The sequence below is a fragment of the Aeromonas caviae genome, from assembly GCF_000819785.1.
Taxonomy (GTDB): domain Bacteria; phylum Pseudomonadota; class Gammaproteobacteria; order Enterobacterales; family Aeromonadaceae; genus Aeromonas; species Aeromonas caviae.
On record NZ_CDBK01000110.1, the window covers coordinates 82,660 to 101,663 of the forward strand.

A 19,004-nucleotide genomic window follows, 5' to 3' on the forward strand; every position below is an offset into this window, starting at 1 on the left:
ACAGCAACCCGAGCCATGCCATGACCACAGAGCCCCCGCATTCATCCCAACGGGACGAGATCATCCCGGGTCTCACCCGGGAGCAGTGCCACGCCGCACGCCTCGCGCGAGACGCGCGTTTCGATGGTCGCTTCTTCACCGGGGTGCTCTCCACCGGCATCTATTGCCGCCCCGTGTGTCCGGCGCGGGCACCGCACGAGCACAATGTGCGCTATTTTCGCTTCGCGGCGGCGGCGGAGCAGCACGGGCTGCGCCCCTGCCTGCGCTGTCGCCCCGAGCTCGCACCGGCCCAGAGCGGCGATCTGCCACCGCTCGTCGCCCAGGTGCTGGCGCGCATCGAGCGCGGCGAGCTGGCGGAGCACAGCCTGGGCTACCTTGCAACGCAGGCCGGGATCACGGAGCGCACCCTGAGGCGCCAGTTCGAGCAACACCTCGGTGCCTCGCCGAAACAGGTGGAGCAGACGCGCCGCCTGCTGCTTGCGAAACGGCTGCTGACGGAAACGCGCCTGCCCATCACGGACGTGGCGTTTGCCGCAGGCTTTGCGAGCATTCGTCGCTTCAACGACGCCTGGCTGCAGGCGTATGGGATGACACCGGGCGCCCTGCGCAAGCAGGAAGGGGGGACTGGCGAGGCGGCGCCGCAATCGAGCCTGCAACTGCACCTGCTGTATCGCCCGCCGTTCGACGTCCAGGCCATGCTCGCGTTCTACCGGTTGCGCGCCATTCCGGGGCTGGAGCGGGTGGATGAGCACGGTTACGAACGCCGTCACCGGGTCGGCGAGCAGGAGGGGCTCATCCGCATCGAGCCCGTCGAGGGGGAGAGGCTCAGACTCACGGTGCGGGATCTGCCGCCGGGTGCGCTGCCGGACATCCTGTACCGCGTGCGCCGCATGTGGGATCTCGACGCCGACATGAGCCGCATCGGCGAACACCTGGGGCAGGATCCGCTGCTCGCCGGCATCCAGGGACGCTGGCCCGGGGTGCGGCTGCCGGGGGGGTGGGATGAATACGAGGTGATGCTGCGCGCCATCGTCGGCCAGCAGGTGTCGGTCAAGGGTGCCATCACCATCATGGGGCGCCTGGTGGCGCGCACCCTGGCGCAGTTCGGCACCGCGCAGCTGCCCACCCCGACCCAGCTGTGCGAGCTGGATCTCGACGGTATCGGCATGCCGGGCAGCCGCATCCGCACCCTGCAAGGGCTGGCCTCGGCGCTCGCAAGCGGCGCACTCACCCTCGCCACGGCAAGCGACGAGCAACTGCTCGCGCTGCCGGGCATAGGTCCCTGGACGGTCGCTTACTGGCGGCTGCGCTGCGGGCTCGACACGGATGCCTTCCCCGCCTCGGATCTCGTGCTGCAAAAGGCGCTGGGGGGCGGTGACAAGCTGCCGGTGAAAGAGGTGACAGCGCGCAGCGCCCCCTGGCAGCCGTGGCGCGCCTATGCCGCGAGCTGGCTGTGGCACGCCATGAGTGAACAACCGGCGCTGCTCACCCGGCCAACACAGACACAAGACGAGGAGAAGAGCCCATGATCCGCTATGACATGATGCCCACCGACCAGGGCGAACTGCTGGTCGCCATCGACGAACGCGGTCTGGTCCATGTGGACTTCCTGGCCGGACTGCGGCCGCTGCCCGACATGCAGGACTGGCTACAGGACGGCGAGGCGCTCGCCCCCTTCCTCGCCGAGTTTCGGGACTACTTCGCGGGCCGGTTGCAGCGCTTCACCCTGCCGCTCGCCCCCAGGGGCACGGCGTTTCAGCAAGCGGTGTGGCAGGCGCTGTGCGACATCCCCTACGGGGAGACCCGCAGCTACGGCGACATCGCCCGCACCATCGGCAAGCCAAACGCGGTGCGGGCGGTGGGTGCCGCGAACGGTCGCAATCCGCTCTCCATCATCATCCCCTGCCACCGGGTGATCGGCCAGAATGGCAGCCTCACCGGCTATGCGGGAGGCCTGCCCATCAAGCAGGCACTGCTGACGCTGGAGAGGGCCTCTCGTTGATCCGGCGCCACCCGGCCAGGGCTCACTGCCGCTGCGCCAGCCAGCCGTGAAACCCCAGCGCCTGAAAGAAGCGGTGCGCCGCCGCGAAACCGGCCCCTTGCAAGAGGCGCCGGGTCTGTCCCTCGTCCAGGGAGGTGAAATCCTCTCCGAGGCGGCGCACCATCTGCTCGCAGGCAGGAAGCGGCAGACCGGCGAGGGCGGCTTGCAACCCCATCGCCTTGCGCTCGAGCGGGTCCGTGGGCGCCATCAGATCCGCCAGCAGCAGGGGAGCACCAGGATTGAGCTGGCGATAAATATCACCCAATAGCGCAGCTTTGGCATCTTGCGCCAGAAAATGCAGAACCAGCAGACAGAGTGCACCATCGCAAGGCTTATCCACCACAGGCAATGCGCCCAGGTGCCAGCACACCCTCTCCCCCATGCCCGCCTGCTCGGCCCGCACCCTGGCATGGGCCAGCATGTCCGCCGAGATATCCTGGGCCACAAAGGTCCAGCGGGGGCAGAGACGGCCAAGTAGCAGCAACTCGCTGCCCGTGCCCACCCCTACCAGCAGCACCCGGGCCTGCTGGCCCAACGCGGCCATCAGCCGGGAGGCACAAAGCTGGTGCAGCAGCTCGTAGCCTGGCACCAGCAGGGGGATGCGGCTGTCATAGGCCTTCGCCCCTTCTCCTTCGAATCGCTCCGTCATCTTTTGCTCCTTTGGTGTGAGCCCCTTGATAGGGGCTGCCGCCGGGAGAAGGTCAAGAGCCACAGGGACGAGCCAGTTGCCAGCCCAGCCCTTCCCATGAAGGGAGGGCCCTAGCCCCCCTTGCCCAGCGCCGCTTTCAGAGCCGGATTGAAGACGCGCTGGAGGGAGGCGGGGTTGTTCACCAGCTTGGCCGCCGGGCGGCGCGGGCGCCTGACCAGCTCGCCGCCACAGTTGGGGCAGGTCAGGTGCAGATACTGATCGTTGCACTCGGCGCAGAAGGTGCACTCGAAGGAGCAGATGTAGGCCGTCGCCGTGTCGGCGGGCAGATCCCGGTCACAGCACTCGCAGTTGGGTCTGAGTTCAAGCATGGCAAGTTCCTGAAGCGCAAGGGGAAAGAGGGCAGCTCAGTCGACGATAAAGAGGCGAGCGCCCAGTTCGGTATAGGAGCGATGGGGTTCGGCGTTGTCCGCCACCTGGTAGCTCATGCCCGGCGTCAGGGTGAAGACGCGGCCATCCTGCAACTCGGTGTGCAGCTCCCCTTCGAGGCAGAGCAGCACATGGCCCTTGCTGCACCAGTGATCCGCCAGATACCCGGGGGAGTACTCCACCATTCGCACCCGCAGCTCCCCGAACTGCCGGGTGTGCCAGCGTGCGACGCCGCGCTCTCCCTTGTGTTCGGTCGGCGGGACCTCGGCCCAGTTCGTGGTGCAAAACGGCAGTGCATGGATGTTCATGACGGATCCTTTGTCAGAAGAAGGCTGGGGGAAGGCGCCTCACCACGGGATATCCGTGACAAGGCCGCACCCCATACTGCCATCAAATCCGCTCCAGCCCCATGCCCACTCGGGCAATCATCCTCTCTTCAGGCTGCCCATCACCTGCATCTCGCAGCGATGGCAGTCAAAGCGCAGGCGGAAACTCTCCTTGCCCATCTTGAGCTCCAGGGGCTCGGCCTTGAGACCGGGCACCTCCTTGGGGCAGAGCTGCTGGCTGTAGCGGATGCAGTGCTTCGTTGTCATCAGCACCACTTCCCGCTCCTCCTTGTTCGCCTCATACGCGGGGGCGATGCTCCCCACCCCGTGTTCGCGAAAGAACTGCTCCGCCGCGCTGTTCAGCACGTTGCCGAGGTAGGAGAGCCGATGCTGGGGATAAACGGCGCCTCGCAGGGGAATGCGCCGCTCGGGTCGCCGATAGGCAGCCAGACGGGCCGCCTCCAGGGCGGCGATCCCCTCCCGGCGCAAGCCGTTAAGCTGTGAAGCCGCAATAAACAGCGGGCGAGTGAATGCCAACTCAATCTGGCGCGCCACAAACAGGGTGTTGCCGAGTTTGCCGAGCTGATCCCTGGCCTGCTGCAGCGCCCTTTCCGGGTTGTCCGCCGGCTGCTGGTCGCAGGGGAGCGTGACGGCGGCGCCAATGCCCTGCTCGTCCACAAGTTCGAGCCGCAGTCCCTCGTCGCACTCCGATAGCCGCATATCGACCCGGATGCGGCGATCCGCGCTCCCCTTTTCGAGCTGCTTGCTGAAGGCCTGATCGTGGTTGCGAAAGATCTCGGTGCCTACCTTGAGACCGGGCATGGGTTCCGACAGGAGTAACCGCTTGCTCTGTGCCTTCTCTTCCACTTTATTGAGGCGCATCCCCACCAGCTCGCCCCCCGGCTTGAAGAAGCCGAGGCCATCGCCGTTGTTGAGGGCAACGGCCTGGCCGTCGATCTCGATGCCATCGCGGGTCACGCTGGTGACGCGCCCGAGCGGCTCCCCGACGTATTTCGGGCTGCGCGGCGAGTCGATGCCTGGCTGTCGGCCATGGAGGAAGTAGTCGGTGCTGCCCCGGTTGAAACTCTTCTTGGGATCCGGCGTAAAGGTGTAGCTGCAACGACCGGCGGAAGCGGCCACCAGATCGGGGCGGCTCGCCAGGATGGTGTCCAGCTTCTGGCGATACCAGGCGGTGACGTTCTTGACGTAGTCGAGCCCCTTGAGGCGCCCTTCAATCTTGAAGGAGCGGATCCCTGCGGCGATCAGCGCCTCCAGGTTGTCGGTCTGATCCATGTCTTTCAAGGAGAGCAGGTGGCTGTTTTCCACCAGCACCTCCCCCCCTGGCGTTTGCAGGGAACAGGGCAGTCGACAGAGCTGGGCGCACTCGCCGCGATTCGCGCTGCGCCCGGTGCGGGCGTGGCTGATGTTGCACTGGCCGCTGTAGGAGACGCACAGGGCGCCGTGGATGAAGAACTCCAGCTGTACGCTGGTAGCGGCGCTTATCTCGCGGATCTGCGCAAGGGAGAGCTCGCGGGCCAGCACCACCTGGGAGAAGCCCACGTCCTGCAGAAACTTCACCTTTTCCGGGGTGCGGTTGTCGGTCTGGGTGCTGGCGTGCAGCGCGATGGGGGGTAAATCGAGCGCCAGCAGCCCCATGTCCTGCACGATCAGCGCATCGGCGCCCGCCTCGTAGATCTGATGGGTCAGGCGCCGGGCCTGCTCCAGCTCGTGGTCGTACAGCAGGGTATTGAAGGCGACGAAGACCTGGGCGCCGAAGCGGTGAGCATGGCGGGCCAGGGACTCGATGTCCTCGAGGCTGTTGCCCGCTGCGCTGCGGGCACCGAAGGCGGGGCCCCCCATGTAGACGGCATCGGCGCCGTGGTTGATGGCCTCGATGCCATAGGCGAGGTTCTTGGCCGGGGCCAGCAACTCCAGGCGGTTGTGATGGTTCTGATCGCGCATAACGTCCGGTTCGAAGGGCTGCAAATGGCCGCCACTCTAGCCAGACTCCCCGCCCCCCGCCTTGATCCCGCTTAAGATCACCGCAGAATGCAGGATTGACCCGGTACAAGGACATCTGGCGGCCCCCTTATTCCCCGGCCCTGACAGAATGCCGACTACGCAGGCACCCGACGCGGAGCTAGATCACGACCTTGAGGGCCAGCCCCAGCAGCACCAGGCCGCTCACCTTGTCTATCACGGTGGATTTGGCCTTGAGCCAGGCGAGTACGGGCCCGCGAGAGAGCACCAGGGCCACCAGCACATACCAGAGCGCATCGATGCCGCCTGCGGTCAGCATCATGATGCCCCCCTCACGCCAGCCGGTGTCGGCATGCACGAACTGGCTGAACAGGGCGATAAAGAAGATGGCGAGCTGGGGGTTCAAGAAGGCCACCATAAAGCCCTCGAACGCCCCTTGACGTCCCCGTGGCGGGTGCCCATCCTCCTTGCCTGCCTCCCCCCCTGCGGGCCTGGCCAGCAACGCCTTGATCCCGAGCCAGGCGAGGAACGCCGCGCCGCCGTAGCGGATGAGATCGAACAGCAGCGGGGTCTGAGTGATCAGGATGGCGAGGCCGAGGGCCGTGATCAGCGCATAGATGCCGACTCCCAGGCCGTGTCCCAGCGCCGTGGCGACCCCGTGGCCCTGCCCTCCCTGCACCGTATTGCGGATGATCAGTGCCAGGCTCGGCCCCGGGCTGATGGCCCCCATCACGCAAATGGCGGCCAGCGCCAGCCAACTCGTCAGCTCCATACCTTCTCTTCCTTCGTGTCGATTGTTGTCACCCGGGATCAGGGTAGGGGGTGGCTCGCTATGCCAGAAGTGAAAGTTATGAATAGAGTCCATAGCCAGTGGCTATAGAGTGGCACAACCCGCTGCCATCAGCGGCTCACCTGCGGCCCTCGGGCCAACTGCTTGCGACTCTCCCCCAGGGTGAATTGCAGGTGATCCCGCAGGAAGGGATAGGCCAGCTCGCGGAACCAGCGGTGAGCCGGATCCAGGTGGTGGCGCTGGTGCCACAGCAGATGATACTGCTGGACCCGGGTGGCGAAGGGGAGATCGCAAAAACTCAGGGCATGTTCCCGGGAGAGCTGCCAGGCGATATGGGCCGGGGTGGTCATCAGACAGTCTGTGCGCAGCAGCACCTCCACCGCGGCCTGGAAGAAGGGCACCCGGGCAAACCAGCGGCGGGAGAGCCCGCGGGGGGCCAGCACCTGCTCCACCGGGCTGTCCTTGTCCCCGCCCCCGCTCACCTGCAGGTGGGGCCATGCAAGGTAATCCTCCAGGCTGAGCGCCATGCCAGAGAGCGGGTGATGGCGCCCCATCAGCACCACCAGCCTGTCCTCCCCCTGATGCAGGCCGCGGATCTGGTCCGGCACCAGCTCCGTGATGGTGGAGACCATGTCCAGCTCCGATTGCCAGAGCTGGGGCAACTGGCGCTTGTCCCACAGGCTGTACTCCAGCGCCGCCCGGGGGGCGGCCCTCGCCAGGGCCGCACAGATGTCCGGCAGGATGTGCTGGGCCACGTAGTCGGAGGAGGCGAGCCGAAACACCCGCTCGCAGCGCTCGGGGGCAAATTCCGGCGCCTCGTAGAGCCGCTCCAGGGCCCCGAGGGAATCGGCAAGCTGGGCCGCCAGGGCCTCGGCCCGCGGGGTCAGCAGCCAGCGCTGCCCTTCCCGCACCAGCAGCTCGTCGCCAAACTCGCTGCGAAGCTGGCCGAGCTGCTTGCTGATGGAGGGCTGGCTCAGGTTCAGCAGCTCCGCCGCCCGGCTGATATTGCGGGTCTCCAGCAGCACCTTGAGGGTGGGCAAGAGATTGAGATTCGCTTTGTGCACAGGAGTCACCTCGGGAAGGGGCCGCCGGGATCGGGCCTTCATCTTACGGCAAGGAGAAGCGGAAATTTAAGCAAAATCACGGTCTTGCTCCCCCCACTCCCCTTACACTGGAGGGGCCGCAGGATGACAGTGAACGCCCCGTGCGGCATAATTTCGCCACTTTCCGCCCCAGGGCGGCCATCACGACAAGCGACGACAAGATGACATACGCCACTATCACCGGGTGGGGAAAATGCCTGCCCCCCGCCTCGCTGACCAACGATGACCTCGGCACCATCATGGATACCTCAGACGAGTGGATCTACCCGCGCACCGGCATCAAGGCCCGCCGTGTCTCCCATGTCAGCACCCAGGCGCTCGCCACCCTGGCCGCCCGTCGCGCCCTGGCGTGCGCAGGCCTGGACGCCGCCGCCCTCGATGGCATCATCCTCGCGACCGCCACCCCGGGCACGCTGGTCCCCAATGGTGCCTCCGCCGTGCAGCAGGCCCTCGGCGCCCACAAGGCGGCGGTGTTCGACCTCAACGCCGCCTGCACCGGCTTCGTCTATGCCCTCTCGGTCGCCACCTCCCTGGTGCAGACCGGCATGATGCAAAGGGTGCTGGTGATCGGTGCCGAGCGATTGACCCAGTTGCTGGACTGGGCCAAGCGCGACACCGCCGTGCTGTTCGGGGATGGCGCCGGCGCCGTCATCATCGAGGCGAGCAAGCAGGAGAGCGGCCTGATTGCCAGCAAGCTCGGTTGTGACAGCGAAGCGCGGGAGATACTGCACGTGCCGAATTTCGGTACGGATCGGGTGCGTTTCGCCGACATTGACGGCCTCTTCACCTTCAACTTCGAGGGGCAGGAGATCTTCAAGCGCGCCGTGCGCGGCATGGGCGAAGCCACCGGCACCGTACTGGCCCAGGCGGGCATCGCCCCCGAGCAGGTCGACCTCATCGTGCCGCACCAGGCGAACGTGCGCATCATCGAGACCCTGGCCAAGCGGATGAACGCCCCCATGGAGAAGGTGATGGTCAACATAGAGCAGTACGGCAACACCTCCGCCGCCACCGTGCCCATCGCCCTGTGCGAGGCGCTGGAGCAGGGTCGGGTCAAGCCGAACAGCTACCTGCTGACCGCCGCCTTCGGGGCCGGGCTGACCTGGGGCGCCGCCCTCATCAAATGGGGAGATCGCGTCACCCCGATCGCGAATTGCGACGAGGTGCTGCCCCCCTGCGAGCAGAGCGCCCTCGAACTCATCGCCCATGCGGTGCAGGGTTGCCAGCAGGCCCGCCCCGCCGACGCCTGAGCGAGCGCCCGCTCCCCATGATCCGCCAGGAGCCCCGGGGCTCCTGGCTGCCAGCCCCCTACGCCCCCTCGCCGTTTCGGCAGCGACATAAAAGTCATTGAAAAGTGTGAATTTTGAGCGAAACATATCAAAAAATGACCACTTGACACTTTTTTGTCGTCAGAATGCGGCCAAGGGGTTCACAACCTTGCCGGATCTGGTAGTATGCGGCCTCGCACTTGGGGAGGGGTTCCCGAGCGGCCAAAGGGATCAGACTGTAAATCTGACGGCTCTGCCTTCGAAGGTTCGAATCCTTCTCCCTCCACCATTCAAGTGCGTCAAGTAAGTAAAAATCAGGAAAATACCCCGTGGAGGGGTTCCCGAGCGGCCAAAGGGATCAGACTGTAAATCTGACGGCTCTGCCTTCGAAGGTTCGAATCCTTCTCCCTCCACCATCTTCCTGAACACAATATGCAATGCCCCTGTGGAGGGGTTCCCGAGCGGCCAAAGGGATCAGACTGTAAATCTGACGGCTCTGCCTTCGAAGGTTCGAATCCTTCTCCCTCCACCATCCTTCAGACAACCCGGCCTCGCGCCGGGTTTTCGCTTTTCTGAATAGAATCCATATGGCGCTGTCAGATCTGACAATTGCCCTCCCCGCACTTTTTAGAAACAGTGGAGCCTCATGTCGCAAGGAGTGCACACAGATGTTTGAAATCTGGGATGAAACGGGTCGCGAGCACGGGCTGACACTGCCCGAGCTGCAACTGCGGCTGCGGGATTACCAGGGAGACGTGATGGTGCGCTACCTCAACCGCCTCGGCTTGCCGAGCACCCTCTTCCTGACCATCCGCCAGGGATGTGCCTATCAGCGCTTCAAGGCGGGTTCCCCCATGCTCGACTGGTCCTGGCTTGCCCAGGCCATGCACGCAGCTCCCCTGGCTGGCGCCGAACCTGCACAGGGCCATGCTCTTCCCTGACCCCCTCTCATCCTGCCCACACCCAAACAGGGCCCATTATCAGACTATTCCTACAGCCTCCGTTTAGACCCTCCCTGTATGATGCGTAACCATGTTCCCGTCAGGTGAAGGCCATGTTTGCGTTCAAAGAAGAGTATCCCGTGAGTGCCATGGTCAGCATGGCGGATATCGTCGTCCCCTTTTATCAGCCCATCATCGGCCAGGATCGTCAGGTCAAGGGGTATGAGGTGCTGGCCAGGCGTTGGGATGCCGGCAGCCAGGGTTATCAGAGCATCGATTTTGCCGCCCTCGGCGAGGATGATGCCCTGCACCTGGATATCGTCATGCTCAGGGCCATCATGCGCGATCTGCCCGTGCTCGCCCAAAAAGGCCCCTATGCACTCTCCATCAACCTCAATCCGGCGCTCTCCAGCCCCACCTACCGCAATCTGCTGTTGCTGGTGCTGCTCCAGGCCCGCAAGCTGGGGATCGACATCTGGTTCGAGGTGCTGGAGCACGTCAGGATCAAGCACCAGCACAGGGAGATGATCGAGGTGTTGCGGGCCCATGGCGCCCACATCGCCTGTGACGACTTCGGCTCCCTGGCATGCAACTTCCAGCGCCTGATGATGCTCCCCTACGAGATCGTGAAGCTGGATCGCTCCCTGCTGCTCCAGGCTGCGCGCAGCACCCATGCCCTCAACATGCTGACGGGGCTGGTGAAATACCTGCAACGACTCGGCATGGCCGTGGTGTGCGAGGGGGTGGAGACCCAGGCCCATATCGAGGTGGCGAACCGGCTGGGCTGCGACTACCAGCAGGGCTACGCCTACGCCATTCCCTCCCCTCTCTCCCGCTGGGCCTGAGCCGAGCGCTTGCGTGTCACGGGGGAAACCCGGGTACCTTTCCCATGAAATCCGGCAGGGTGCTGCCATTTTCCTGCCAAAGATGGCAGGCTGTCCCGGCCACACTGACGCCGAGGCCCGCCATGGTTCGCTTTGCCACCTTCAATCTCGCCTTCGATCGCACCGCACCCGGTATGCTGGGGAAAGAGCTCGCCCTGACCCGCACCGAGCAGGACGCCCTGCTGGCCCGCCACCGGGCGGCTGATGCCCGCCTCGACCCGGGAACGTTCACCCGGGCCAACCACGTGCAGCAGATCCGCAACATCGCCGAGATAGTGCAGCGCACCCGGCCGGACGTGTTGCTGCTGAGCGAATTCGACAATGACGGCAAGGGCAGCGACACCACGGACCTCAACGCCTTCAACGACAACTACCTGGCCCACGCCCAGCACGACGAGGTGACCGCCATCAGCTACCCGGTGCTGCAGAACTTCGCCACCAACACCGGCCTGATGAGCGGCCATGACCTCAACCTGGACGGCAAGGTCAACAACGGGCCGGACGACGCCTGGGGCTTTGGCAACTACCACGGCCAGTACGCCTTCGCCGTGATGTCCCAGTACCCCATCGATACCAAGCAGATCCGCACCTTCCAGACATTCAAGTGGAAGGAGATGCCGGGCGAAACGAACCCCGTCATCGACGACTGCAACAATGCCAAGGCGCCGATCCCGGCTGGCCGCCAGTGTGGCGATGCCTGGTATGACGACGCCGCCTGGCAGGCCTTCCCGCTCTCGTCCAAGAACCACGCCGACGTGCCGGTGCGCATCAAGCGTGGCAACAAGGAGGAGGTGATCCACTTCCTTATCTCCCACCCGACTCCGCCCATCTTCGGCAACGCGGCGCGCCACAACGTCAAACGCAACCGGGCGGAGATAGCCTTCTGGCAGGACTATGTGGCAGGGGCAGGCTACATGGTGGATGACGCCGGCAAGGCCGGTGGCTTGGCCGAGGGCGCCAGGTTCGTCATCGCCGGGGATCTCAACGCCGATCCCCAGATTGGCGATGGGGATCTCACCGCCATTCAGGCGCTGCACAACCATGTGCTGGTCAATCAGGCCGTCACCAACGGCGCCCTGATCCCGGTCAGCCAGGGCGGCCCCGAGTGCCTCGCCAGCCAGCCGGATCAGTGCAAGCGCAACAACAACCGCCCCACCCCGGAGCGCATCACCAGCAGCAGCGGCCTGCAGCTCGACCACGTGCTGCCCTCCGCCAACCTGAACGCGGTCGCCTCAGGCGTGTTCTGGCCGGCCAGCTTCGAACCTGGCTACCACCTGGTGTATGACGCCAAGCTCGGCATCGCCAAGGGAGTCAGCTCGGATCACCGCCTGGTGTGGGTCGACGTCACACTGTGACAGTGACGCAGAGCAGACAAGCAACGGGGCCCGCAGGCCCCGTTTTCATTGGTTTGTCATACCAGCTTCTCCACCCGGGCCGGCAGCCCCTGGCGGGCCGACGAGCCGATGGCCCAGTCCACCAGGGGGTAGCGGCCATGGCGGCTGGGATCCAGCACCGCCAGATCGTTGAGGTTGACCCCGGCTCCGCACAGCGGATTGGCGACCACTTTCTGGCCGTCTATCCAGTGTTCCCGCGCCCCCAGCTCCTTGTGGCCGAAACCGTGCTCGATGGCGATGGCATCGGCCTGCACCCCGGCCACGCACTCGGCCACCCCGATCACGCTGCCATCCGGGGTGCTGACCCGCACCCTGTCCCCGCTCTCGATCCCCAGCTGCGCCGCCGTCTGCGCATTGAGCCGCACCCGGTTGCTGGGGTTCACCTGGCGCAAGCGATCCGAGCCGATGCTCATGGAGCTCATGGTGTGGGACTTGTAGCTGGTGAGTAGCAGCGGCCACTGGGCCGGCTTGAACGCCTCATTGAGCGGCGTGCCGTCCGCCAGCTGGGGGCGGAAGAAGCGCGGGGTGCCGCTCAAGAACCGGCCGCTCTGGCTGTGGCGGCGGCTGCCCACCTCGGGGTTCCACACCATCAGTGGCTTGGGCCAGCGCTTGCTTGGCTGACCCGCTGCATCGCGCCCCTTGGCCGCCGGCTCGAAGCGCCCGCCACGGGCGAAGAGATAGGCGGCGCGGCCCGCCTCCTCCGCACTCAGGGTGGCATTCAGCACCGGCAGGATCCGCTCCACCCCGGACCAGGCGAGATCCTCAGGATCTATGGCGGGCACCGGCTCGCCGAGATAGGCGACGTTGGCCGCACCGTAGAGGGAGAAGTCCGCCGCCTTATGCAGGGCATGCAGCTTGCCATCCGCCCCTTTGAGCGCCCCCTCGCCAAAGCCCGGCAGCCCCAGCCGTTTGGCCACCGCGATAAAGAAGGACTCCATGCAGACCGGATCCCCCTCGGCAGTCTTGGCGACTCTTGGCTCCACGATAGGCCAGCGGCCGGTGGAGACCTTGGTCATCACCCCGTGCCAGGCGGTGGCCCAGCCCCAGGACTCGTAGGTCAGGGTGTCCGGCACTAGGTAGTCCGACAGCGCCGACGACTCGTTGATGAAGCTGTCGATGCTGACCACAAGGGGCAGCACGGCAGGGTCCTTGAGCTCTTCGCCTATGGCCTTGCTGAGCCCGGCCTGGCCGTAGAGGGGATTGCCCATGTGGTTGATCCAGGCCTTGAGCCGGTAGGGGTAACCGTTCACCGCCGCGGTCAGGTGTTCGCCGAGCAGAGGGCCGGAGATAGGGAACCAGGGCTCTTGCGCCGGATAGGGATTCTGACCCGCCTCGCGCTTGCGCCGATATTCGGAAGTTTTCTCGTAGGGGAATTTGGAGCGCGACAGGAAGACCCCTGCGGGTTTGACCATGCCGGGGAAGCTCGCCAGATCGTAGCGCGGCCCCGCCCCGAAGGGATCGAACTTGCCGCCGCTCGCCACGGCGCCGCCCCGGGCATTGAGGTTGCCGATCATGACGTTGAGCATCATGATGGCCCAGGCCGAGTAGAAGCCGTTGGCACTCATGGTGCCGCCGTGGGAGACCACCGCCGCACGGGTGCCGTGGCTGGTGAACTCCCGCGCCAGCGCCTCGATATCGCTCACCGGCACGGCGCACTCGGCGCTGTATTGCGCGAGAGAGTGCTCGCGGCACGCCTCGGCCAGCAGCTGGAAGCTGCTCTTCACCATGAACTCCCCCTTGGGGCCCTGAATGGGGCGATCCACCCAGAGGTTGGCCCGCTCACACTGGCCGGCGGGTCTCGGCTCGCCGCTGCCCGCCTCCTCTACCAACATGGCGTCCCCTTCCCCATAGGCTTCCCCCTCAAAGGGCAAGCCAAGATCGCTGGCCCGCAGCATCTGACCGAAGCGCGGGTGGGACTCGTCGCAGAGCACCAGGTGGCTGGCGTTGCAAAAACCGCGATAGCCGGCCCGCTCGGCAGCAGCGGCATGGGGTGCCGTCAGGAAGGGCTCGGCGTAGCGTTGGTTGTCGATGATCCAGCGCAGCATGGCCATGGCCAGGGCGGAATCAGTGGCAGGGCGGATGGGCAGCCAGCGGTTGGCGGGGGAGGACGGCATGTTCACCGTGTTGGGCAGGCTGGGGGCCACCACCACGTAGGAGAAGGGCTTGCCCTGCCGCGCCCGGTTCGCCGCCAGCTGACGGGACTGACGCTTGAAGGGGTTGCCCGATTGCTGGGGCGAGGTACCCATGAACAGCAGGAAGTCGCTCTCGTCCCAGTCCGGCTTGAGGTGGGCGTTCTTCTCCAGATCGTCCAGCAGGGCGCCGGCCCCGACCCGGAACGACAGGCCGCAATAAGCACCGTGGTTGGCGAAGTTGCGGGTGCCGAAGCTGTTGAAGGTGAAGCGCTTGATGAAGTGATCCCGCCCCTCGTCCGAGGCGTTGCTCACCAGCAGCTGGTTGGCCCTGGGGCCGTACTCCGGGTTGGCCGGGTCGAGCGGCTCGGCGAGGTTGCGAATGGCCCGCAGCCCCTCAACCTGGCCCTCGCCAAACAGATCGCCCCCCTCCACCACCTCGGCCACCAGCTGCTCGAAGGGGATGCTCTGCCAGCGGCCACTGCCACGGGGCCCCACCCGCTTGAGACAGCGGGTGACCCGCTGCGGACTGTCGAGCTGCTCGAGCATGGCGTTGCCCCGGGCGCAGGCGGTGGAGCGCCCGTCCAGCCCCCCTTCCTGGTAGCCACTGGTGGCGAGCAGCGCCTGTTTGACCGGGGTCTTGAAGTCGATGTGGTGCCGGGCGGAGAGGGGGTGATAGGGGTTGCCCAGGATCCGCACTATCTGGTCGCGCTCGTTGTCGATGCGGGCCCGCACTCCGCACAGGGTCCAGCAGCCGAGGCACATGGTGTTGGCAACCCGCTGGGCCGGGTTGGGATGCAGCTCCCCTCGCTCGTCAACCCGGTACTCCACGGCCAGCGAGTTGCCATGGATGGGATCCCGGGTCGGCTGGCCCGAGCTGCCGGTGGCGAGGCCGCTCGCCACCTGCTTGAGGGTGTCGCTGTAACCGGCGACGAACAATCCGGTGCCACCGGCGATGGCGGCGCCCTTGAGAAACGTGCGTTTGCTGTGATCCATCAGAGTGCCTCGCGTGCAAAAGGAGTGGGTGCCTTGATGGCAGAGGAAACAGAGGGGCGCACCAGCTCCGAGAGGGCCACCAGCAGGGCCAGCAGCAGACCGAAGGTGCCGAGAATGCCGAGCACACCGGCCGGGCCCCAGGCGATTTCATAGAGATAGACGCCGGCCCCGTACTTGGGTGCGAGCTGCCCCTGGATCAGCACCAGCCAGCGCAGGCCCCACACCAGGTGCAGCCCCAGCAGCCCCAGCCCCCAGAGTGCCAGGCGGGCAGAAAGCCTTGGCCGCACCAGCATCAGTAGGCTGGCCAGCCCCAGGGTCAGCAACAGCCAGTGGGCCGCCAGCCGCCAGCTCGGGTCGAGCCGATAGAGGGCCGCGGCCTCTGCCGCCGAGGCGCCGCCAAGCAGGGCCCAGCCCAGCAGGGAGAGCGCCAGCAGGCCTAACGTCCAGCCACTCTGGCGCAGCAGGGCCGACTCGGTCTGGGCACCCCAGCCCGTCAGCAAGCGGTTGAGCAGCAGCAGAGCACTCTGGGCCCCCAGCACCGCGCTCAGGGTCAGCAGCCAGGGCAACCAGGGGGTATGCCAGAGTGGGCGCGCCGCCACCGCCATGGTCTCGAGCCCGGTGTAGAGGGCGATGCTGAGCCCGCTCAGGGCCGCCAGCAGGGAGAGGGGCCGCAGCCAAACGTGCCCCGACCAGCGTCCCAGGCAGAGCAGCCGGGCAAGGCGGGCTATCTTGTCCCCTTCTGCACCGCGCCGGGCCAGGGCTGGCCTTAGCAGCAGCCAGCCGAACAGCATGGAGAGCAGGCTGAACAGCGGTAGCAGATAGGCGCCATACCACATGACGGAGCCAAAGCGCGCCTGGGCGTAAAAATGCCAGGCCCGGGCCGGCTGGTGCAGATCCGCGGTCAGGGCAATGGGAGCCACCAGGCCGGCCGCCACCATCAGCACCGCCGCCAGGGTCTGCAGCCGCGGGTCCGGCGCTTTGCGCCACAGCTCAAACGCGCCGAGCCAGAGGGCTCCGTAGGCGAGGCCGATGAGGAAGAAATATTGCACCGCCCAGGGCAGCCAGGTGATGGGCTGAGCCGGGGCCAGCAGTTCGTTAATGACCATGGGCTATCTCCTTGCCATCGTCGGTGAGCAGGGTGCGCAGGGCCGGGTTGCCGTCGACCTTGCTGACGAAGGCCTCGTCCATGCCGAGATAAAAGACCCGCGGCTGGGTATGGGCCTCCGGCTTGAGCACCTTGAGGGCCGGCTCGTGTTGGCGCAGCAAGCGACTAATCCGGCTCTTGGGATCGTTCAAATCGCCTATGATGCGCGCCTCGCCGACACAGCTCTCGACGCAGGCGGGCAAGAGCCCCGCCTCCAGCCGATGGGCACAGAAGGTGCACTTGTCGGCGGTGTTGGTCTCGTGGTTGATGAAGCGGGCGTCATAGGGACAGGCCTGCACGCAGTAACCGCAGCCGACGCACCAGTCGTTGTTGACCACGACGATGCCGTCATCGCGCTGGAAGGTGGCGCCGGTGGGGCAGACATCGAGGCAGGCAGGCTCGGCGCAGTGGTTGCACAGCCTCGGCAGCATCAAGAGAGAGGCGGGAGCCGCGAGGGCGGCCACGTCACTCACCTCGTACTGGCTCACCGTGGTGCGAAACTGGCCGAGTGGAGGCTGGTTTTCGATGGTGCAGGCCACGGTGCAGGCCTGACAGCCGACGCAGCGGCGCAGGTCGATCAGCATGCCGTAACGCTTGCGACCGTCCCCCCGGCTGATGGCCGCCCGCCCGTTGCGGGGAGCGGGAACGGACTGCGCCTGAACCTGGGTGACGGGGATCAGGGCCGCCCCTGCGGTGAGGGCGGCGATCCCGGATAACAATCGGCGCTTGCTGGGCTCCATGGCATCTTTCCTTCTGCTGAGCTGGCTTGAAAGGGGTTGGGCCGATTGTCCTCAACGCAGGAAGTCGCCTCTATTGTGGTTTTCCACATACCGGGAGCCGGGTTGATCCAGCGCAATAAAAAATGCCCCAGCCCTGCTGAACTGTGACCGGGGCGGCGTTTGCCGCCCCTCCCGGCCCCGTTCGCGTGCAAGCGCGCGCCCCAGTGATAGACTGCCCCCTTTGCACCGAGAGGAGAGCCCCCTGCACGCCCCACTTCCCTTGTCCCTGCTCAGCCTGCTGCTCTGGCTCGCCCTGTCAGCCCTGCCGCTGCGGGTGCAGGCCGCCCCGACTCCCTCTTCGCCAGCGCCGGCCCGGCAGCAACCCGCACCATCCCAGGCCGCGCCGGTGCAGGCCTTGGCCGAACCGATACGCATCGGCGTGCTGGCAACCCGTGGCCCGGCCCTGGCCAGAGCCCAGTGGCAACCGCTATTGCGCTGGCTGGCACAGCGCGTGCCCGACCATCGCTTCGTGCTGCATCCGCTGGGGCTCGATGAACTGGCCGAGGCCGTCGCCCGCGAGCACCTCGATTTCGTCATCACCAACCCGGGCCAGTCGGTGAGTCTGGCGCGCCAGTATCCGCTGGCCTGGCTCGCCACCCTCAAGAGTCCGGCCGGGGGGGACAACCTCGCCATCGGCGCCGCCCTGGTGGTGCCTGCCCAGACCCCCTACCGACACTGGCGTGACCTCAAGGGGCAAGCGGTCGCTGCCGTCTCGGAGAACGCCTTCGGCGGCTACCTCGCCTATCGTTTCGAGGCGGGCGAACAGGGAGTTCGGCTGGAGCACTTCTTCTCCACCGTGCAGTTCACCGGCTTTCCGCTGGACCGGCTCATCGAGCGGCTGGCGGCAGGGGAGGTGGCCGCCGCCATCGTGCCGGTGTGTCAGCTGGAGCGCATGGAGCGGGAGGGCAAGGTCGCGGAGGGGGCATTTCGGGTGCTGGACGATCAGGCGCCGGCCGACTTTGGTTGCCAGAGCTCGACCCGGCTCTACCCCAACTGGTCCTTCGCCAAGACAGAGCGGGCCTCCCCCGCGCTGGCGCTGGCGGTGACCCGCGCGCTGTACGATCTGCCCGCTGATAGCGAGGCGGCCATCGCCGCCGATTCGGCGGGCTGGACCGTGCCCACCAGCGAGCTCGCCATCGACCGTCTGCTCAAGGCGCTGGATCGTCACCCGCTGCAGGGCCCCTGGTGGCAATCGGCCTGGCACTGGCTGCGCCAGCATCAACAGTGGGGCTGGGGTGCCCTGGTGCTGGTACTGCTGCTGGGGGGCCACCACCTGCTGCTGCAATACCTGTTCAACCGCAGCCAGCGCCGGCTGCTCAAAGCCCGCCACCAGCTCGAGCAGAAGGGACGCCAGCTGGCACAGGCCAGACGGCTCGCCGAACTGGGCGAGCTGGGCGCCAACGTGGCCCACGAGGTCAATCAGCCCCTGAGCGCCATCGCCAACTACAGCCAGGGAGCCTTGTTGCGACTGGACAAATTGGCACAGGATCCGGCCCAGGCTGCCGCCCAGGCCTCCCTGCGTCAGGCCCTGGAGCAGATAGGGCGCCAGGTCCAGCGCATCACCCAGACCGTCAACCGGCTCAGAGCCAGGCTGCAGAAGCGCCCTCCCCGCTTCGCGCCTTGCGACCTGCCCAGCCTGGTGGCGGAGTTGCGCCCCCTGTTGGAGCAGATGCTGGCGCCGCTCGACGTCGCCTTCACCCTGCACTGGCGGGGCCAGCCGCGCCGACTCCCTCTGGATGGCACCGGGATGGAGCAGTTGCTGGTCAACCTCATCAAGAATGGCGCCGAGAGTGCAGCGCAGAGAGCGGCGCAGAGGGCAGCTAAGAGTGCGCGCGCCACTGTTCACTCCCCTGCTCCCCCCCCTGCGCAAGCACCGGCGCAGGCGCCTGCCCGGGTCGAGCTGCTGATCGCCTTCGAGGCACAGAGCCTGCTGCTGGAGATCCGCGACAACGGCGCCGGCCTGAGCGTCCCCGCCACCGAACTGCAGCAGGCGTTTTACAGCGACAAGCCGGACGGCATGGGGCTGGGGCTGGCCATCTGCCGGGAGGTGGTCGAGAGCCATCGCGGCCAGTTCAGCCTGGAGAACCTGAGCCCCCACGGTTGTCTGGCCCGGGTCACCCTGCCCGTGCCGCCCCCCGAAACCCTCCCTTCATC

Annotated in this window: 15 protein-coding genes, 3 tRNA genes and 1 pseudogene; 10 read left to right on the forward strand and 9 right to left on the reverse strand. The window is 66.3% G+C overall.

Translation table 11 applies throughout. The annotated features are described in order from the left end of the window. Positions 1–20 precede the first annotated feature (20 nt). Positions 21–1,529, forward strand: coding sequence for a DNA-3-methyladenine glycosylase 2 (locus BN1120_RS20165; RefSeq protein ID WP_042017731.1), 1,509 nt, complete (start codon positions 21–23; stop codon positions 1,527–1,529). Next, positions 1,526–2,002: a methylated-DNA--[protein]-cysteine S-methyltransferase gene (locus BN1120_RS20170; protein WP_042017732.1), complete on the forward strand. Its 477-nt coding sequence runs from the start codon at positions 1,526–1,528 to the stop codon at positions 2,000–2,002. The genes BN1120_RS20165 and BN1120_RS20170 overlap by 4 nt, the downstream gene beginning before the upstream one ends. Before the next feature lie 22 nt (positions 2,003–2,024). Here BN1120_RS20170 and BN1120_RS20175 read toward each other — a convergent pair whose 3' ends face one another. From BN1120_RS20175 to BN1120_RS20200, 6 genes are all read right to left on the reverse strand, one after another. Next, positions 2,025–2,690, reverse strand: a complete 666-nt coding sequence (locus BN1120_RS20175; protein ID WP_042017733.1) for a class I SAM-dependent methyltransferase — start codon at positions 2,688–2,690, stop codon at positions 2,025–2,027. Between the two features lie 110 nt (positions 2,691–2,800). Continuing rightward, a complete protein-coding gene (locus BN1120_RS20180) occupies positions 2,801–3,058 on the reverse strand; it encodes a DUF1272 domain-containing protein (protein WP_010673281.1) in 258 nt (85 codons plus the stop codon). Between the two features lie 36 nt (positions 3,059–3,094). Then, a complete protein-coding gene (locus BN1120_RS20185; RefSeq protein ID WP_041214635.1) occupies positions 3,095–3,424 on the reverse strand; it encodes a DHCW motif cupin fold protein in 330 nt (109 codons plus the stop codon). A gap of 117 nt (positions 3,425–3,541) precedes the next feature. Then, positions 3,542–5,404 (reverse strand): peptidase U32 family protein, encoded by a 1,863-nt coding sequence (locus BN1120_RS20190; RefSeq protein ID WP_042017734.1) that lies wholly within the window; start codon positions 5,402–5,404, stop codon positions 3,542–3,544. 178 nt (positions 5,405–5,582) lie between these two features. Beyond that, positions 5,583–6,194: a LysE family translocator gene (locus BN1120_RS20195; protein ID WP_042017735.1), complete on the reverse strand. Its 612-nt coding sequence runs from the start codon at positions 6,192–6,194 to the stop codon at positions 5,583–5,585. A gap of 128 nt (positions 6,195–6,322) precedes the next feature. After that, positions 6,323–7,276, reverse strand: coding sequence for a LysR family transcriptional regulator (locus tag BN1120_RS20200; RefSeq protein ID WP_042017736.1), 954 nt, complete (start codon positions 7,274–7,276; stop codon positions 6,323–6,325). A gap of 200 nt (positions 7,277–7,476) precedes the next feature. Here BN1120_RS20200 and BN1120_RS20205 point away from each other — a divergent pair, with 200 nt between their 5' ends. From BN1120_RS20205 to BN1120_RS20235, 7 genes and pseudogenes are all read left to right on the forward strand, one after another. Beyond that, the gene (locus BN1120_RS20205; protein ID WP_041211217.1) at positions 7,477–8,565 is read left to right on the forward strand and encodes a ketoacyl-ACP synthase III; all 1,089 of its coding nucleotides are present in this window, start codon (positions 7,477–7,479) and stop codon (positions 8,563–8,565) included. Between the two features lie 222 nt (positions 8,566–8,787). Then, positions 8,788–8,872: transfer RNA gene (locus BN1120_RS20210), tRNA-Tyr, on the forward strand. A 42-nt stretch (positions 8,873–8,914) separates the two neighbouring features. Then, positions 8,915–8,999 (forward strand) — tRNA-Tyr (locus tag BN1120_RS20215). Positions 9,000–9,030: 31 nt separating this feature from the next. Next, a tRNA-Tyr gene (locus BN1120_RS20220) sits at positions 9,031–9,115 on the forward strand. A 136-nt stretch (positions 9,116–9,251) separates the two neighbouring features. Further along, a complete protein-coding gene (locus tag BN1120_RS20225; protein ID WP_042017737.1) occupies positions 9,252–9,524 on the forward strand; it encodes a hypothetical protein in 273 nt (90 codons plus the stop codon). A 113-nt stretch (positions 9,525–9,637) separates the two neighbouring features. Next, complete coding sequence (locus tag BN1120_RS20230) at positions 9,638–10,369, forward strand: EAL domain-containing protein (RefSeq protein ID WP_042017738.1); 732 nt, start codon at positions 9,638–9,640, stop codon at positions 10,367–10,369. 82 nt (positions 10,370–10,451) lie between these two features. After that, a pseudogene (locus BN1120_RS20235) lies at positions 10,452–11,763 on the forward strand (endonuclease/exonuclease/phosphatase family protein). Between the two features lie 56 nt (positions 11,764–11,819). On the opposite strand, the gene BN1120_RS20240 reads toward BN1120_RS20235, so the two are convergent. Genes BN1120_RS20240 through dsrO form a run of 3 tightly spaced genes read right to left on the reverse strand, consistent with a single transcriptional unit; the run spans position 11,820 to position 16,811 of the window. Further along, positions 11,820–14,927: a tetrathionate reductase subunit A gene (locus BN1120_RS20240; protein ID WP_042017740.1), complete on the reverse strand. Its 3,108-nt coding sequence runs from the start codon at positions 14,925–14,927 to the stop codon at positions 11,820–11,822. Then, positions 14,927–16,033: an NrfD/PsrC family molybdoenzyme membrane anchor subunit gene (gene nrfD, locus BN1120_RS20245; protein WP_042017741.1), complete on the reverse strand. Its 1,107-nt coding sequence runs from the start codon at positions 16,031–16,033 to the stop codon at positions 14,927–14,929. The genes BN1120_RS20240 and nrfD overlap by 1 nt, the downstream gene beginning before the upstream one ends. Further along, the gene (gene dsrO, locus BN1120_RS20250; protein ID WP_042017742.1) at positions 16,023–16,811 is read right to left on the reverse strand and encodes a sulfate reduction electron transfer complex DsrMKJOP subunit DsrO; all 789 of its coding nucleotides are present in this window, start codon (positions 16,809–16,811) and stop codon (positions 16,023–16,025) included. Before dsrO ends, nrfD begins: the two co-directional genes overlap by 11 nt. A gap of 259 nt (positions 16,812–17,070) precedes the next feature. Here dsrO and BN1120_RS20255 point away from each other — a divergent pair. Beyond that, positions 17,071–19,004: sensor histidine kinase (locus BN1120_RS20255; protein ID WP_042017744.1), on the forward strand; the 1,934-nt coding region annotated here is incomplete at its 3' end.

Excerpts from the sequence above, each read along its gene's own strand:
- BN1120_RS20190 (WP_042017734.1), bottom strand. The coding sequence starts at position 5,404 with ATGCGCGATCAGAACCATCACAACCGCCTGGAGTTGCTGGCCCCGGCC.
- BN1120_RS20240 (WP_042017740.1), bottom strand. The coding sequence starts at position 14,927 with ATGGATCACAGCAAACGCACGTTTCTCAAGGGCGCCGCCATCGCCGGT.
- BN1120_RS20205 (WP_041211217.1), top strand. The coding sequence starts at position 7,477 with ATGACATACGCCACTATCACCGGGTGGGGAAAATGCCTGCCCCCCGCC.
- BN1120_RS20180 (WP_010673281.1), bottom strand. The coding sequence starts at position 3,058 with ATGCTTGAACTCAGACCCAACTGCGAGTGCTGTGACCGGGATCTGCCC.
- BN1120_RS20170 (WP_042017732.1), top strand. The coding sequence starts at position 1,526 with ATGATCCGCTATGACATGATGCCCACCGACCAGGGCGAACTGCTGGTC.
- BN1120_RS20185 (WP_041214635.1), bottom strand. The coding sequence starts at position 3,424 with ATGAACATCCATGCACTGCCGTTTTGCACCACGAACTGGGCCGAGGTC.
- nrfD (WP_042017741.1), bottom strand. The coding sequence starts at position 16,033 with ATGGTCATTAACGAACTGCTGGCCCCGGCTCAGCCCATCACCTGGCTG.
- BN1120_RS20195 (WP_042017735.1), bottom strand. The coding sequence starts at position 6,194 with ATGGAGCTGACGAGTTGGCTGGCGCTGGCCGCCATTTGCGTGATGGGG.
- dsrO (WP_042017742.1), bottom strand. The coding sequence starts at position 16,811 with ATGGAGCCCAGCAAGCGCCGATTGTTATCCGGGATCGCCGCCCTCACC.
- BN1120_RS20165 (WP_042017731.1), top strand. The coding sequence starts at position 21 with ATGACCACAGAGCCCCCGCATTCATCCCAACGGGACGAGATCATCCCG.
- BN1120_RS20175 (WP_042017733.1), bottom strand. The coding sequence starts at position 2,690 with ATGACGGAGCGATTCGAAGGAGAAGGGGCGAAGGCCTATGACAGCCGC.
- BN1120_RS20230 (WP_042017738.1), top strand. The coding sequence starts at position 9,638 with ATGTTTGCGTTCAAAGAAGAGTATCCCGTGAGTGCCATGGTCAGCATG.
- BN1120_RS20225 (WP_042017737.1), top strand. The coding sequence starts at position 9,252 with ATGTTTGAAATCTGGGATGAAACGGGTCGCGAGCACGGGCTGACACTG.